Genomic DNA, 16,562 nt, shown 5'->3' with positions numbered 1-16,562 from the left:
CACACTGGTTCTCACCAACCACCAGCTCTCTTAAGTTTCCTAAATATCTACTCTTCTCTATCTTCGCTTTTCGTTTTTATTATATTGAAAATAATTTATCACTATTTTACTAGAAAATCAAATCCATTTTATTCCATGATTGTTTGTATGTCTTTACTGAACGACATACACTTGTACTTTCAAATGAAAAAAAACTTTAAACTAGATAGCTAATAAAAAAGAAACGGGACAAGGGACCTGTCCCTTTGTCCCATGTTTTTGACTGCATAAGTCAGGGTATATAGTGGATATAATATTACAAGTCGTGAATTATGAGAAGGAGGTTTATTTGATGGGGAATAAAGAAAGTGAAATATTAATTTATGCTCCTATGAGTGGTGATGTTGTTCCTTTGGATAAGGTTCCAGATCCAACGTTTTCTCAAAAAATGATGGGAGATGGAATTGCAATTGACGCAACGGACGGAAAGGTAGTGGCGCCCGTTGATGGGGAAGTAGTTCAACTTTTTCCAACAAAGCATGCGATTGGACTTGTTACGGATTCTGGACTGGAACTCTTGATTCATATTGGAATTGATACGGTGAAACTAGATGGTGAAGGTTTTGAAGCCCATGTCCAACAAGGTGACAAGGTAAAGATTGGAGATCCTCTAATCACATTTGATGTAGACCTTATTAAGAAAAAGGCGGAAAGTCATATTACTCCCATCATTGTGACAAATGGTGACCAATTTGAACCTCTAGAAAAAACAGAAGAAAAGGAAGTAATTGCTCTAGACTCGGTTCTATTAGGTACAAAAATGAAAGCTGAAACGACAGAAAGAGATGAACCAGAGCAAAAAGAAGAGGCAAAAACATCTTCAAGTGGCATGCAGTATGGTGATGAAGCCTTAGACATTGTTGCTGCAATTGGTGGTATGGAAAATATCGATGCTGCCACGCATTGTGTGACTCGATTACGCTTTGCATTAAAAGATGAAGACAAAGTAAACCAAGAAGCATTAGAAGAAATGAGCATTGTCAAAGGATCCTTTGCCGTAAATGGCCAATACCAAATCGTTATCGGTCAAGGTACCGTTGATAAAGTCTATAAAGCAATGGTTGCTGAAACTGGTATAGAGGAAGCATCCAAGGATGACGTCAAAGCTGCTGGCGGGCAAAAACAAAACGCCTTACAAAGAGGAATCAAGACATTAGCAGACATTTTTATTCCGATCTTACCTGCAATTGTAACAGCCGGTCTACTAATGGGTATTAATAATATTTTAGCGAATGAAGGAATTTTCGGTAGAGAAGCACCAGCACTTATAGAAACATATCCACAATGGGCTGGTATTGCGGATATGATTAATATCATCGCGAATACCGCCTTTACCTTCCTGCCTGGATTAATTGGCTGGTCTGCCGTCAAGAGGTTTGGCGGAAGTGAATTATTAGGTATTGTGCTCGGGTTAATACTTGTACATCCCGCATTAATGAATGCCTGGGATTACAGTAGTGCGGTAAATGAAGGGGATATCCCTGTGTGGAACATATTTGGACTGGAAGTAGAAAAAATCGGTTACCAAGGTCAAGTGCTGCCCGTTTTAGTTGCTTCATGGGTATTGGCTAAAATAGATATTTTCCTTCGTAAACGCGTCCATGATTCGCTGCAGCTATTAGTAGTTGCTCCCGTTTCATTACTTGTAACAGGATTCCTTTCTTTTATTGTAATTGGACCCATTACCTTTACGATTGCCAGCTGGATTACCGACGGATTAGTTACGACTTTTGAGACGTTACCAGTAATTGGTGGACTACTGTACGGTGCGATATATGCTCCACTTGTCATTACAGGGATGCACCACACCTTCCTTGCAGTAGATTTACAGCTGATTGGAAGTACAGGATCAACGTTCTTATGGCCAATTCTCGCACTATCCAACATTGCTCAGGGTGCTGCCGTGTTTGCGATGATGCTCGTTGCCAGAGATGAAAAACTCAAAGGGTTAGCAGGTACATCAGGTATTTCGGCATGGCTTGGAATTACAGAGCCTGCGATGTTTGGGGTTAACTTACGCTATAAATATCCGTTCATTGCTGCGGTAATTGGTACGTCGATAGCTGGTGCTTTTATTACATTCCAAGGCGTACAAGCAACTTCCATTGGTGTTGGTGGTATTCCAGCTCCATTATCTATTGAGCCAACAGGTTGGATTTCTTTCTTAATTGGAATGCTGATTGTTATCGTTATACCTTTTATCATTACGTACCTTATAGCAAAACGAAAGTTATAAGAAGTTTCAAATCATTTTAGGAGTGATCGCAATGAGTGAAGCATGGTGGAAAAAGTCTACGATCTATCAAATTTATCCAAAGAGCTTTAATGATACAACTGGAAACGGCATGGGTGATCTACAAGGAATTATTGAGAAGCTTGATTATTTGAAGGAGCTAGGTGTGGACGTCTTATGGCTGACACCTGTCTACAAGTCACCACAAAAGGATAATGGCTATGACATCAGTGATTATTTTGATATTGAACCAGCTTATGGAACCATGAATGATTTTCAGCAATTATTAGATGAAACCCATAAGCGCGGGATGAAGCTAATCATGGACATAGTCATCAACCATACTTCAACAGAACACGAATGGTTCAAACAAGCAGCAGCCTCAAAAGACAATCCATATCGTGATTATTATATTTGGAAAAACCCTATTGATGGCAAAGAACCGAACAATTGGGAGTCGAAGTTTGGCGGTTCTGCTTGGCAGTATGATGAAAAATCTGGTCAATATTATTTACATTTATTCGATGTCACTCAAGCTGATCTCAATTGGGAGAATCCTGAGCTTAGAGAGAAGTTAGCAGAAGTGACTCGCTTTTGGGCGGAAAAAGGAATCGATGGGTTTCGACTGGATGTCATTAATCTCATTTCGAAAGATCAACGCTTTCCTAACGACTCAACTGGAGACGGAAGAAAGTTTTATACCGATGGCCCACGTGTACATAAATACTTGCATGAAATAAATCAAGAAGCTTTTGCGCCCTATAACATGATGACCGTTGGGGAAATGTCATCAACTAACTTAGAAAATTGTATTCTTTATACCAAGCCAGAACGTAATGAATTAGATATGACATTCCAATTTCACCATTTAAAAGTGGATTACCCTAATGGCGAGAAGTGGACAAAAGCTCCATTTGATTTTGTGGAACTGAAGAACATCCTATCTCATTGGCAGACTGGAATGCATGAAGGTGGAGGCTGGAATGCCTTGTTCTGGTGTAACCATGACCAGCCCCGTGTCGTTTCACGATTTGGTGATGATCAAAAGTATCACAAGGAATCGGCCAAAATGCTGGCGACCACGATCCATATGATGCAGGGAACACCATATATTTACCAAGGCGAAGAGTTAGGTATGACAAACCCAGGTTTCGCATCGATTGATCAATATCGTGATGTCGAATCATTGAATGCATATGAAAATCTGAAACAACAAGGAAAGCCGGAGCAAGAAATCCTTGAAATTTTACAACAAAAGTCTCGTGATAATGCAAGAACACCAATGCAGTGGTCAGATGAAGAAAATGCTGGTTTTACTACCGGGACACCTTGGATAGAACCCGCACCAAATTACAATCAAATTAACGCAGAGGCAGAACGTCAGAATCCAAGCTCGATTTTCAATCATTATCAAAAGCTAATCGAGCTAAGGAAAAAATACGATATCATTACTTATGGGGATTATCAGCTGCTTTTAGCAGATCACCCACAAATTTTTGCATATACACGAGAATGGAAAAACGAAAAATTAATGGTCGTGAATAACTTTTATGGTGAAGAAGTTTCTATTGAACTTCCAATAGAACACGCTGACATACTGATTTCTAATTACGATCATTCAGCGAAAGGTCCAGGAAACATAACGTTACGACCTTATGAGTCTGTCGTGTATTACGGGACATAGGGACAGGTCCCTTGTCCCTCCCTCTCATCAAAGTCCTTCACTTAATTCGAGCAATCACACTTTTGGAGATTCCAGTAACTCGTGATATTTGGCGGATAGATACACCTTCCAGATTTTTAAGATGAGCTAAAACAACATTTCTGTTTCTCCTGTTCATTTGCTGTAGCATACTATTGTTCGTGACACCTAAATCGTGCAGATATTCTCTAACTTGATCATCCGAGAGATTTACTCTATCCTCAAAATCCAGACATCGATCATCATTTACTTCCTGCATATAAACGATAAATTGCACTAATGCAGTTTTTTTGTTCGTAGAAAATAACTGAAACCCCTTATCTATATTCACAAATTCCACTTTATGTACATATTCATGAATGCTTGTCCATCTACTATCCCAAACACTCTTTCCTATTCCTGCTTTTAACGGATTTTGGTGAATATACCTCAATACTGTTAGAAAATAAGTATCATCTTCGACATTTTCACTCTTATACCTATCCTGAAACAAATGACCTATCCTCTCATATTTTTTGTTGTACCCATAAACATAACTAGAACTGATTCTTTTTAAAGCAGTGGGTATGGACTCTTTTATTTCCTCCAAAAGCAAGTGGACATGATTATCCATTAAACAATACCCATACACTTCAAAACCGCTTATTTCTTTATATTTCGCCAGGGTCTTAATAAATTTTCTCTTATCCTCCTCGTCTTCAAAAATAGTTTGCTTATTAATTCCTCTGATCATTATATGATAGACTCCTGTACGGCTCTTTGTTCTTGCTCTTCTTGGCAATGATTATCACCTCACAATCGGTTTTAAAAAATCATTTAAAAAATGATTGAAGCTAAAGTTGGATTTTAGAGATAAGATAGAAAAAAGGTAGGGATTAGTGAGATTAGATACCTTAGCAATCAAAAGATATCGAAGAAAAAGGGCAAGTGTTAAAAACGTTATAGGGGGGCTTTATATAAATATTCAACAAAAATTATAAGAAACCTGTCAATATTTTGATTTTCTATAAAAAATGTTTTATCACAACAAAAAAAGGGACAAGGGACCTGTCCCTTTGTCCCTCAGTTGAAACTCTCAATCAGCAAGTAAATCCCTGTAAACAATAAGATTATATATGTAAGTACTCGAAAACTATTTTGATTTATCCTTTTAAATAATAGTTGTCCCAAATACAATCCTACAAACACTAAAGGTATGGCCCATAAACTTGATACCCAGACAGTTTTATTTGTACCAGCGAAGATCACTTGAATGATTAAACTGATTAAGTAGATAAATAAATAAAAGGCTAATGTAGTACCTCTTAATTTTTCTTTTTGAGTCTCTGTTCCTGAAAAATATAATAACAATGGTGGCCCTGGCATACCTATACTTGTTGTCAGTGAACCGGAAAGTCCACCTGCTAGTATGTCTCTCTTTTTATTCTGGTTAATTCGAAATTTAAAAATGAGCATCAGTGTTAATGCTATAATAATAAGACTGATTCCCATCTTTAAACTATTTATCTCCATTAACAAAAAGACCGTAATGCCTATGGGCAGTCCTACAACACTTCCACCGACAAATCTTCTAAGAATTCCATAATCAATATCTCGTCTGATTTTCCTCATTAATGCAACAGATATAATTAACGACAATATTAAATTTATTTGAATTGCCTCAACCGGTTCAAAAAGTAAAAGAAGAAATGGAGTAGCCAGAATAGAAAATCCAAATCCCGTACTAGTTTGAAGTATGGATGCGATTATAATGATTATAATGAATGTTGTTATCTCCATGGGAAGCACCTTTCTATATATGTAAACACCATTAACTATGTTATTTTTACATGCTTTTTAATTAATAACCAACTCTTTTTCAGTTCTGTGCTTTTATAATGGGTATAATTTGTCTATAATTCATCGGTTGCTAACCATTACATTTTCCCTAAAGCGTATTGCTAACTCTTCATCTAACCAATTTAATTCTTGTTCTAAAATAGACCACATGTCATAAGACATCGAAGTTGGCCGATTGACAACAGTATCTATTTCTCTATTATTATTCTCTATTTTTTCAAGCAACATAACTACAGCATTAATATCTTTTTCAATTAAGAACATATTTCCAAAAGTGATTTCTTCACCTTTATGACTAGCAAAGTATAGATCAAATCTAAAACTTTTATCAGTAACTCCACTTGCTCTAAATAAGACCATAATTTTTGGGTGTATATCCATTCTTTCTATTTCATCTAATGAAAACGTCGTTGACGAGAATAGTCCTTTACTGTGGATTACTCCCTCATCAACATATTGATAGTGGCTAAGAAATGCAGTGTTCACTCCAATAAATAGCAGTAATGCCCATATTGTGAAATGCCATTTTTTAAACCAATATTTCTTTGAAGAGAAGTAGCAATTAGCAAATATCATCATAGTTATACCAGGAAGGAAGATATAGACCATTTCGGTATATTTATTATGGAAGTCACGCACATATAATGCATCACTAGGTACAAACCATTCTAGCTTCATCTCTTGTAAAGAACCGGATACATAAACTAACAAGAGTAAAAACAATGCGCAGACATAACCTTTAAACCAATTATTTTCAAACCATCGTTCTCCTTTTTCCTTCAAAATCAAAACACCTGCAACACAAAAAAGAAACGATCCCAAAATTCCGATCCAATGATCATACACTTTTAACAGAATTAGATAAGCGATCACTATACTGAGTCCACCAAAGAACCTCAAAACATCCCCCTCCCAACGACTTATGATTGTACCAAAAAATTCACATGCCATTCTGTTGATTTTTCAACATCTGTATAGGCGATAAATTCAACCTTATTTTAACATAAATTTCCTCTTTCAAGATAAATTCCTAACTAATAAGAAAAGCGCAGAGTGCCCGCTTAGAAACTTAGTGACTAGAGCGCATCAACTGAGATAAAGAAATCACGGACTTACACAGGAAGTGTTGACATCTGTGTTGCCTACAGGACGTAAGCGAATTTAACAGATGCTCCTAAACTACGAATCGATGATGACTTATCGCAAGGCGATTCGTGAAGTCGTTTGGTTTCTGGGTGCCCGAAGCTAGACATCTGCGAAATTTTATACTTTCTTGCTTAATAATAAAAGGGACAAGGGACCTGTCCCTTTGTCCCTCTATGCATAGATTATCATGACCAATAAGACGACTATACTGTTCCATAGTCCATGAGCGACCATAGATGCAGTTAATCTTTTTGTATATAAATAAAGAATAGTATAAGCTGTGCTAGGTATTAGAAGATCCATCCACTCGACAAAATCTCTAGGTATATGTCCAGCTGCAAAAAAAGTGATCGAGAGCGCCGAGGCGATGTAAAGAACGAGTCTGGAATCTTTAAAAATACCCGTCAATGCACCAATAAAAAAACCCCGGTTATATAACTCTTCCACGATTCCTCCACCAATAATACCTAAGGGTAAATACCATAATACATTTATCCAACTATACTCAAGCATAGTAAGAATCTCAGATATATCCTCACGGGAAGCCCCACCTGTATTTGGAATAATCCATACAAATTGGACAACTGCCCACCCTAAGGCTACAGCTATTCCTAATAAACTATCTCTTTTCCATTTAAATGATGTGAGACCAATCTTTTTGAAATTCATCTTTAAAGCCTTCAATCCAACATATAGTAAAGGAATGATCATTATGGCTTGTAATAATCCTATAAGAGTTAAGCTAACACCTTTATATCCCCCAAACATCCCAATTTGAAAAGGTATTTGTGTAAGTACGAACAGACTGAATCCAACTATTACTACTAAAAGAAAAATGGCTATGCTTTTAATTTTTTCTCCCTCCATTTCGACTATTCTTTCGGATGAAGATAAATACATTAACGCTTGAATCACCTTCCCGATAGGTTACCCCTGTGTAAATTTTCCCTATTTGTTATAAATCACTGGAGTTTTATTTTCCCATTGAGCCCACAGTGTATGATTGGTAGCTAGTTCAACCATAAAATGCCCCACATTCACTCGACTGGTTTTACCCGGGTTGTATATTGGACTACGTACTGGCGAGTCAAACACTTCATAAGGACTGTTTACTTCATCGCTTATCAATGTGTCAGGTCTAACAGCAATCCATTTTACAGCTTTATCCTGGCTTCCTAATTCACTAACCAGATAATTTGCGACCTTCATATTATCTTTGTGAGGAGGAAGAGTAAAGTTCAATAAAGAGAGTAGGATTCTTTCTCTCCATGGATTTTCTTCTCCAGATAACTGATTTGTATACGCGGTTGTACTCATGAGGATAAATTTTATGTTATTTCCGGAGTTTGACTTAGTTGTTTCACAGATCTTTTTAACTGCATCGTATACTAAATATCTGGGTTTACCGAACATTCCTTGAAAGGTCATATTGTGACCAAGACAGGAGATCACAACATTACAATCCTGCAGTAGAAAGGTCAGTTCATTGTCATTCAATTCACTAATATTCCCTTTTATCGTCTCAACGAATGTACTATCTTTAATATCATCCAGAAGAACTGCACTCTCCCTGATAAGAATTCTAGTATTAATTTTTCTCTTGATTAATTCCCTGACAACTTGTTGACCAGTTGCTCCGCTTGCACCTAAAACCAACACTTTCATTATATCCCACCTTTCTCTTGTGGAAAGAATCCTCTGAAAATCAAAAAAAATGACAAAAGTAATTCGCCAAAGGCTAATGGAGCATTTAAAATAAAATATATATGGCTGGATACCGTTACGATATTCCACATCAAGAATAGCGTAGCAAGAAGAGTAAAATTGCACCCGACAATCCCCCACACCGAAAGCCATCGCGGAACCTGCCGATTTTGATAAAGCACATAGTAGAGGATGAATCCCCCCAAAGCCCAAGGCAAGATCATCACGATATGATTGACAATATCTCTTCCTTTTCTTAGCAATTCAGCAGTCCATTCCAAAGTCGGCAAATCAATTTCTCCAGTACTTACATAAATTTGACTGTTCCATAATAAAAGAGGAAGAAAACCTAAACCAAGAAACAGAAAGGCAGATCCTATAATTCTAAATCCGAAATACCACAACGCCAAATGGCTATTGTAGGTTTTAATTACGGAATAAAACACTAGGGTAATTAAGAGATATACAACTGCCATTGCTGCTTGAAAGAAAGTAGCAGCCATTACTTGCGTTTCCATTATTGCTAAACGCTCAAGGTAATCCGGTCGTTCTAGCGCAGGAACCGAGCTGAATATTCCAAATATAAAACTGAAGATATACAAGAGTCCGAGCACAATGGACATCTTTCTTTTCGATTTTATAATATCCCCTCCTCTTAGTGATGTATTTTAAAAGCCTTTGCGTTAAGTCCATCCAATAAATAACCTAAACACCTCGATGAAAAATGGCCTGCCTATCATGTTTTCTTCCTGGGGAAGTTTGTCTCCGTGGTTATTAACATTATACTTGTCACTCAACATGATCGGGTAGATACTAAAGTATGTTTCTCATAAAAAAGCCCAAGCATCGCCTGATGGGCATTGCTTGAGACTTTTATGATTAGATCAGTCCTATTTCCCTCGCGCGTGCGATAGCCTCGGTCCGTCTTTTGACTTGTAATTTTTCAAAAATATTTCGGTTATATCCTTTTACAGTGCTTAAAGCCAAAAAAAGCCTATCACCTATCTCTTGATTGGAGAGACCTTCTGCAATCAAATAAAGGACTTCTAATTCACGATTACTTAAAGTATCAACAAAATAATCAGTTTTCAAAGAAAGATTTTGGAGTGAAGAATAGTCCAAAAGTTTTTGTTCTTTGCGCATAGCAGAAAGCAATCGCTTCGTATAATCGGGATGAATACGTCGGGCGTATGCTTCGGTTAATAAAACGTATAAAGACTTTCCTTCATCAACAAAAAGCCGTAAGAAGTTCTCCCGCTCCGCAAGAGTAATCACTTCCTTCAATTTTTGAAGCGCCTCCTCCATATTACCTTCTACTTGTAAGGCTAAGGCTTGGAGTATCAGAAGCTTAAGAATTTCGTCTTGCCATTGGTTTTCTATCGCCTGTTCATGTAAAAAATCTAATAGAGTCAAAGCTGCTTTCGCATTACCTTTAGCGATATGGCTTCTAGCTTCAAGTACTGGGAATTGTTCCGTTTGCAGAAGCTTCATTTCATTTGTAAAGCTGCCACAATATAGAGCAAGAACAAATTCCAAGTGTGTCACTTCACTCAGAAGATGATCATAAGACCGTTCTTGCACCTTATGCCGAACATTCATCAACAAATCTTCGGCTTCAGACAATTCTTGTTTTGCCAGCTTTAACTTCACGGCAAATAATTCGCATTCTGACAACCGATCTGTATTCTCAACTTCCCTTGCCAATACAATGCTTTGGTCACTATGCACAGTCGATTCTTCTATTTTATTCCATTGATAATAAATACGAGCCATTCCAAAATGAGCATCACAGGCTGCTGGTAAAGGTGGTTCACCAGCTATCTGTACGACCTGTTTGTAGGTTTGCATCGCTAAGTTTAACTGATTGTCCAATTCCTCTATCTGTCCAATTCCTAAAGTAGCCATTAGTGTAATGATTTTATGGTCAATTTTCTTACTCAACGATAACGCTTCTAAATAGGCATGTTTGGCATATCTCCGCTTCCCCTTTAATTGATAGGCGACTCCCAAGGACCAGGTAGTTGCTGAACGAACATGTAGATTATGAGGATGAAGATGCTTTAACGCGATAAGTGATTGATGAATGATGGTATCCGGTTTATTCCTAGTGACTGCAAGCGTTGCTCTTATAGAAGCTATATGTCCAATGATATCTCCTTCGGGCTCATCCAGATCCTTTGAGTTGAGCGCAGCTTCTGCAGCAGATAGCTTCTGTTCAACGCCATTCGATTGACCAACTATTAGTAATGCAGATGCATATGTAACCCAAAGTGAAGGCTGTTTATCAAGCGTGGATTGTTTTTGGTGTTTTAACCACTTTAACACTTCCCTTACGCCACCTCGGAAGTGTAAAGGAATCTCTTTTCCTAATATTAATTTAGTGACTCTCTCCACATTTTGAGCAGCAGTTGCATGTTTAAAGGCTTCGATCTCATAACCATTCTTTTCAAACCATTGACTAGCTCTGTTGTGCAGAACGTAAACCTCTTCGTCTATTTCCTTGTAAGTATGGTGAAGACGTTGGCGTAACAAATCACTAAAAAGATGATGATACCGATACCACCGACGCTCATTATCTAATGGAATTACAAAAAGATTATAACGTTCGAGTAGCGCCAGAATATTACCACCTTCTCTCCCTTTCTGCAAAACAGCATCACATAGAGGACTACAAAACCGTTCAAGAATGGAGGTTTGTAGCAAAAAGGTTTGTACTTCCGGAGGTTGTTGCATAAGGACTTCCTCCATCAAATAATCTAGTACATAGCGGTGATTGCCGGTAAACGAGGAAATGAATTGAGTTTTATTAGAACGACCCTGCATAGAAATAGCCGCCAAATGCAACCCGACCACCCAGCCTTCAGTAAGTGACTCGAGAAAATCCACTTCATCACGTGACAAACTAAACTTCATAATATGATTAAAGAGAAATGTCGCCTCATTTACTGTAAAACGTAAATCATTACCTCTAACTTCGGTTACATCGTCTTTTGCTCTTAATCCAGCAATTGGAAGTGGAGGGTCTTTTCGAGTTAAAATAATCAAATGCATTTGTGAAGGCTGATTGTTAATGAGAAAAGATACAGCATCGTGTACAGCTTTGGATTCAATAAAGTGGTAGTCATCGAGAACAAAAATGAATGGTTCTTCACACGCGGAAATGTCATTGATCAAAGTGGTAAGAATGTATTCAATAGGCATTGATTGATGATATGACAAGGAGGTGTCTATGTCTTTTTTGTTCAATTGAATGAATTTCCTTATTGAGAACATTAAATACTGTAGGAAACGAAAGGGGTCATTATCATATTCATCGAGAGATATCCAGGCTGCTTTATATTCGGACTGAGCTATCCACTCACCGACTAATGTAGTCTTCCCATAGCCTGCAGGAGCGGAAACAAGCGTTAATTTTTTATCAAGGCTCTCATTTAAATATCTGAATAAATGGGTTCGCGGGACCATTTCAGACTTAGCTAGGGGGATATGCAGTTTTGTGCTCAATATAGGCAGACTCATAATAGACTTACACCTCGATTTGAAAAATGAATTTATTTGGAATCACTTATTAAAAATGTTTTTCATGTACAATCTATTTGTTAGAGTAGCATCATGCCTTTAGCTGTAGCCTTTGCGGGATAGATGTTATCTAGGTATTCTCTCTATCCAGTTTGATTGATGATACCCTGGTACATCCGGTTATGAAAATGGCAATGAAGGTGTGTATAAGGAGGTGCTTTTTTGAATGACAGTTTCTTTGCGCAAATGAATTATTAACCCTTATTATACTATTTTTTTAATATATCTGTTATAAATTAAAATAAAAAGTCGAAAACATTACTCCACTTTATTGCGGCGATAAACCCTAATCATCAAATAAAGCACTTTCTCTTATCCTCCTCATCTTCAAAAATGGTTTACTAATTAATGCCTCTTATCATTATATGATAAACACCTGTACTGCTCTTTGTTCTTGTTCTTCTCGCCAACGGTCATCACCTCACAGTAAGATTTAGATAAATCACCAAAGCCATAGTTCAAGCTAAAGTTACATTTATAGGGATAAGATAGAAGGAAAGTAGGGATTAGAGAGTATTATACATTTTACAATACTCAAGAAATTGATGAAAAAGGATATATGTTAAAGCGCAAGAGGGACTTTATATAATAATTATTCCATAAAAATTACAAGAAACCTCCCAAAAGATTTATTTTTTTCCTTTCTTTAGTTGGACTAAAAGAAAGAAATGATTATAACGAAAAAGGGACAAGAGACCTGTCCCTTTGTCCCTCATCCCTTTGCCCCTCACAGTTTATTAACTAATTGGTCATATTCCTTCATGTCAGTAAAAGTAGGTAGCGGATAGACAACTTTTTTAGGAAACTCCTTTTGAACAGTCTGTAACAGCTTTTGATGACAAATAACTAAATCTGCATACTGAGGAATCTCGTCAATTGAGGCATTCTCAACAATAATGTTATGACTCGTTTGTTCTAGTTTTTTTCTTAGCATGGAAGCCCCCATGGCACTGGACCCTATACCTGCTTCACAAACGAAATAAATCGTGTTTATCTTTTTATTAAAAAAGGTGTTCCTGTCTTCCACTGATGTAGTCGATTGAATTTCTTCATTTCTCTTAGTGTCACTTAATACATCTTCTTTATCTATTTGGTAAAATTCGATGATCGTATTCTTATTTTCGGAAACAGTAGGTGAGTTAGATACGCTTTTTATTAGAATAAAACTTAATCCAAAAGAAATAAGTGCAGAAATAAAAACAGCTAATACAACATAAAGCATATCACTTCTAGGAGCTAACCCGACAAACAGGAAAATACTTCCGGGAGATGATACAGCAACAAGCCCTACTTTAAACCATTGAAAAACATAGATTCCAGCCATTCCTCCTACTACAAGCGAAATAATCAGTCGAGGATTCTTCAAGACATAAGGAAAATAAACTTCATGTATACCACCGAAAAAGTGGATATATGTAGCCAATTTCGCTCCTTTCCTTTGCGCACCCTTTGTTTTCATCCAATATGCAAGGAGAACACCTAACCCTGGTCCAGGATTAGCTTCTAATAAGAATAAAATTGACTTACCTAGCTCATTAGCTTGTTGTATTCCTAGAGGTGTTAGGAAACCGAAATTTATAATATTATTTAAAAATACTACCTTGGCTGGCTCTATAATAACTGCAGCTAACGGAAGCCAATTAGAGTTAATAACAGATGCTAATATGTCTGTTGTTCGTTCCACTCCAACAGATAAGATCCCGCCAATATAACGATAACTAATTAAAGTAAGGGCAATTGCAACCACTGATGCCAAAACATTACTGATAAGCAATTCATACCCAACACCAGGGAGCTTTTTCTTAATCATTTGATCTAACTTTTTTATAATCCAACCAGTTAATGGACCAATGATCATGGCCCCCAATATCGCTGGAACTGTACTGGATAGAGTCAAACCAAATGTAACAATGGAGGCAACTACTGCTCCTCTTTGACCACCAATAATTCTTCCGCCAGTATGACTTATTAATATTGGTAATAAAACGTGGTAAGCAGGATTTACGATATTCAATATTTCTTCATTATACCACCAGCCATAATTTCCAAATAACTCTCGAATTACTCCAACAACTATAATAATAACAATGTTTTGGTATACCATAGCACTCAATATTTGTGCTAATTTCTTCATTGTCTTTGTAACTCCTTTATAGATGCAGTTATTTTTAATTCATAGGCATTTAATAAAATATCCTCCAGTGAATTTTCCATTAATTCCTGCGATCCATTCAAAATGGTGTTAACAAACTGATCATCTACTAACATTGCTGTAATTTCGCTTATCATCTCCTTATGTTCCTTTGGTGCCTCAACTGGTACAGCTAACATTAATATTACGTTTATCCTACATACTTCCTCGTTATCGTTTTTCCATAATATTGGTTCTTCCATACGAAAAATCGAAACAATTATTTCATTAACCCCTTTAGTTTTAGCATGCATCATCGCCAGGTTTCCCAGTACAAAGCCACCTTGTTCTTCTCTCTTTTCTAGGTCATTTACTACTTTTTTGATATCGCTTACACCCTGATGACTATCTAATAAGCTAGCAATTCGATCGATCATTGGATCCATTATCTTAACTTCTTGAAACATAACAAAATTCTTTAAGATTTGGAGTAGTGCTTCACCATACTTCGCTAATGGAAGAATTGATGAAAATTGCAGTGAGGTCTGTTCTTCGCTTTTTATAACCAATTGATGCTTGTCAATTTCTATTAAGGTATGTTCGATATTTTTTATATCCTCTTCCTTTAAAAAAGGGGTAACAATCACCATTTTTTCCTCTTGTAAAAAAGGAACATTTACAGTCGAAATGACAATATCAAAGCTTTCACCCTTATCTAACCACTCTTCAAGTTCCTTTAATGATAACACCGCTTCTACACTAAGACTAGGCATTTCTGTGCGAATTCTTGTTGCTAAATATGTAGAGGACCCTACACCACTTGTACATACAACAATACATCGATAGGATTGCCTGATTTGCTCATGTTTTCTCAGTTGTGATGCTCCGATATGCATGGCTAAATAACCTACTTCTTCTTCAGGAATAGTATAACCGGTTTTTTCAGCTATTAATTCACATGCCTTCTGACAAGCATGATAGATTTCGGGATACATCTCGATTATTTTATCCTGCATTGGATTATGAATTTGAAGCCCATGCTTTAACCGGTTAAATGCTGGTGCAAAATGGGAGAGTAACCCCTCAAATAGGATCTTATCTTCTATAAGACTTTCATCTAGAAAATGTTCGATCGCACGTATAAAACTTTTGGTTAGTTCAATCCATGTAAAATCTTGATTATCATCATCAAACGGCTTCTTCTGATAATCGATTCTCGTTCCTGCTAAATGAAGCGCAATATAGTTTATTTCTATTCTGGGAATTTTCAGAGATGTAAGTTTTTCTAACTCTTCTACAATTAATTCTGCTAATGAATATATCTCCGGATCATGCCAGTCATCACTTGCTATGGTAATGTTCTCTTCTATCACTTCACCACTTTGGATTCTCTCCAATGCAAGAATAACATGGACAATCAGGTTAACATAATTTCGATCTGTTAGAGTGATATGAGGATGTTCAAGAAGTGCTTTTTGCAATACACGGTCAATATCCAGAATTTTATCTGTCTGAACAAATTTTAGTAAGCGACTACGAATCACTAAACCTAGCTTTCCATTTAATCTTTCTTCCCCTTTTTTTCCTTGGAATAGCTCTATCCAATCCTCAAAGGTAATATCTCGATGAAGCAAACGAGATAAGATCGTTCTGCGCTGTTGTTCAGTTCCATCTATGTACACTCCAATACCTGGAGTCTTTACTATTTTTACATCATCTTTTTCTAACCATTTGTTGATTTTATCCATGTCATTACTAATCGTTAATTCCGCTACATCATATTTTTTACTTAATGTATATTGTTTAATAGGTTCTTTCGCAAGCAATAAATCATAAACAATTCCTTCTTGACGTTCACTTTGTGAGTAGGCGTTTAAGATTTTAACCTGTTCTAATGCTAGATTTAACCTTTGTTTATCGTGTAAATCTCCACTTAATTCAATTCCTTTCCCCATTCTTTTGACTAATTTTAAATTATATGAATCGAAATAGGAATGTAATCCTTTCATTTCTCTTTGAATCGTTCGTATGCTAAATTTAAAAATGTCGGATAAATCTTTATAGGAAATAGGCTTATCCATACTTAATAACACTCTTAACAATTCTCTTTGTCTTGAATTAAGTATCATAGATTGTCCCTCCTAAACATTTATTATCTATTCCTTTTAGAGTATAATACCATGAAAAAG

Annotated in this window: 11 protein-coding genes and 1 other annotated feature (1 of these 12 running past the window's edge); of the genes, 2 read left to right on the top strand and 9 right to left on the bottom strand. The window is 36.6% G+C overall.

Annotated features, from left to right (window positions below; genetic code table 11):
- Positions 1 to 73 (bottom strand) — a binding site (T-box leader); it reaches 179 nt to the left of the window's first position.
- A 258-nt stretch (positions 74 to 331) separates the two neighbouring features.
- Both treP and treC read left to right on the top strand, forming a co-directional pair.
- On the top strand, positions 332 to 2,275 hold the full coding sequence (gene treP / locus BUC25_RS17140) for a PTS system trehalose-specific EIIBC component (RefSeq protein ID WP_073203101.1): 1,944 nt from the start codon (positions 332 to 334) through the stop codon (positions 2,273 to 2,275).
- A 31-nt stretch (positions 2,276 to 2,306) separates the two neighbouring features.
- A complete protein-coding gene (gene treC / locus BUC25_RS17135) occupies positions 2,307 to 3,956 on the top strand; it encodes an alpha,alpha-phosphotrehalase (protein ID WP_073203100.1) in 1,650 nt (549 codons plus the stop codon).
- 37 nt (positions 3,957 to 3,993) lie between these two features.
- On the opposite strand, the gene BUC25_RS17130 is transcribed toward treC, so the two are convergent.
- The 9 genes from BUC25_RS17130 to BUC25_RS17090 form a co-directional block, all read right to left on the bottom strand.
- Positions 3,994 to 4,707 carry a transposase gene (locus tag BUC25_RS17130; protein WP_244535207.1) on the bottom strand — a complete coding sequence of 238 codons (714 nt, stop codon included), beginning with the start codon at positions 4,705 to 4,707 and terminating at the stop codon, positions 3,994 to 3,996.
- Positions 4,708 to 5,036: 329 nt separating this feature from the next.
- A complete protein-coding gene (locus tag BUC25_RS17125) occupies positions 5,037 to 5,753 on the bottom strand; it encodes a sulfite exporter TauE/SafE family protein (protein WP_073203098.1) in 717 nt (238 codons plus the stop codon).
- Positions 5,754 to 5,873: 120 nt separating this feature from the next.
- Complete coding sequence (locus BUC25_RS17120) at positions 5,874 to 6,713, bottom strand: hypothetical protein (protein WP_073203097.1); 840 nt, start codon at positions 6,711 to 6,713, stop codon at positions 5,874 to 5,876.
- A gap of 417 nt (positions 6,714 to 7,130) precedes the next feature.
- On the bottom strand, positions 7,131 to 7,874 hold the full coding sequence (locus tag BUC25_RS17115; RefSeq protein WP_139251855.1) for a CPBP family intramembrane glutamic endopeptidase: 744 nt from the start codon (positions 7,872 to 7,874) through the stop codon (positions 7,131 to 7,133).
- A gap of 33 nt (positions 7,875 to 7,907) precedes the next feature.
- Positions 7,908 to 8,624 carry an NAD(P)H-binding protein gene (locus tag BUC25_RS17110; RefSeq protein ID WP_073203095.1) on the bottom strand — a complete coding sequence of 239 codons (717 nt, stop codon included), beginning with the start codon at positions 8,622 to 8,624 and terminating at the stop codon, positions 7,908 to 7,910.
- The gene (locus BUC25_RS17105) at positions 8,624 to 9,286 is read right to left on the bottom strand and encodes a DUF4386 domain-containing protein (RefSeq protein ID WP_073203094.1); all 663 of its coding nucleotides are present in this window, start codon (positions 9,284 to 9,286) and stop codon (positions 8,624 to 8,626) included. The genes BUC25_RS17110 and BUC25_RS17105 overlap by 1 nt, the downstream gene beginning before the upstream one ends.
- A 256-nt stretch (positions 9,287 to 9,542) precedes the next feature.
- The gene (locus tag BUC25_RS17100; protein ID WP_073203093.1) at positions 9,543 to 12,182 is read right to left on the bottom strand and encodes a winged helix-turn-helix domain-containing protein; all 2,640 of its coding nucleotides are present in this window, start codon (positions 12,180 to 12,182) and stop codon (positions 9,543 to 9,545) included.
- Between the two features lie 787 nt (positions 12,183 to 12,969).
- Positions 12,970 to 14,376, bottom strand: a complete 1,407-nt coding sequence (locus BUC25_RS17095) for a PTS transporter subunit EIIC (RefSeq protein WP_073203092.1) — start codon at positions 14,374 to 14,376, stop codon at positions 12,970 to 12,972.
- Complete coding sequence (locus BUC25_RS17090; RefSeq protein ID WP_073203091.1) at positions 14,373 to 16,502, bottom strand: BglG family transcription antiterminator; 2,130 nt, start codon at positions 16,500 to 16,502, stop codon at positions 14,373 to 14,375. The genes BUC25_RS17095 and BUC25_RS17090 overlap by 4 nt, the downstream gene beginning before the upstream one ends.
- Between the last annotated feature and the right edge of the window lie 60 nt (positions 16,503 to 16,562).

The organism is Gracilibacillus kekensis (assembly GCF_900143085.1).
In the GTDB taxonomy this organism is placed as follows: Bacteria; Bacillota; Bacilli; order Bacillales; family Amphibacillaceae; genus Gracilibacillus; species Gracilibacillus kekensis.
The sequence above is the reverse complement of the archived record's forward strand: the minus strand, read 5'-3'. Positions and strand labels throughout refer to the sequence as shown.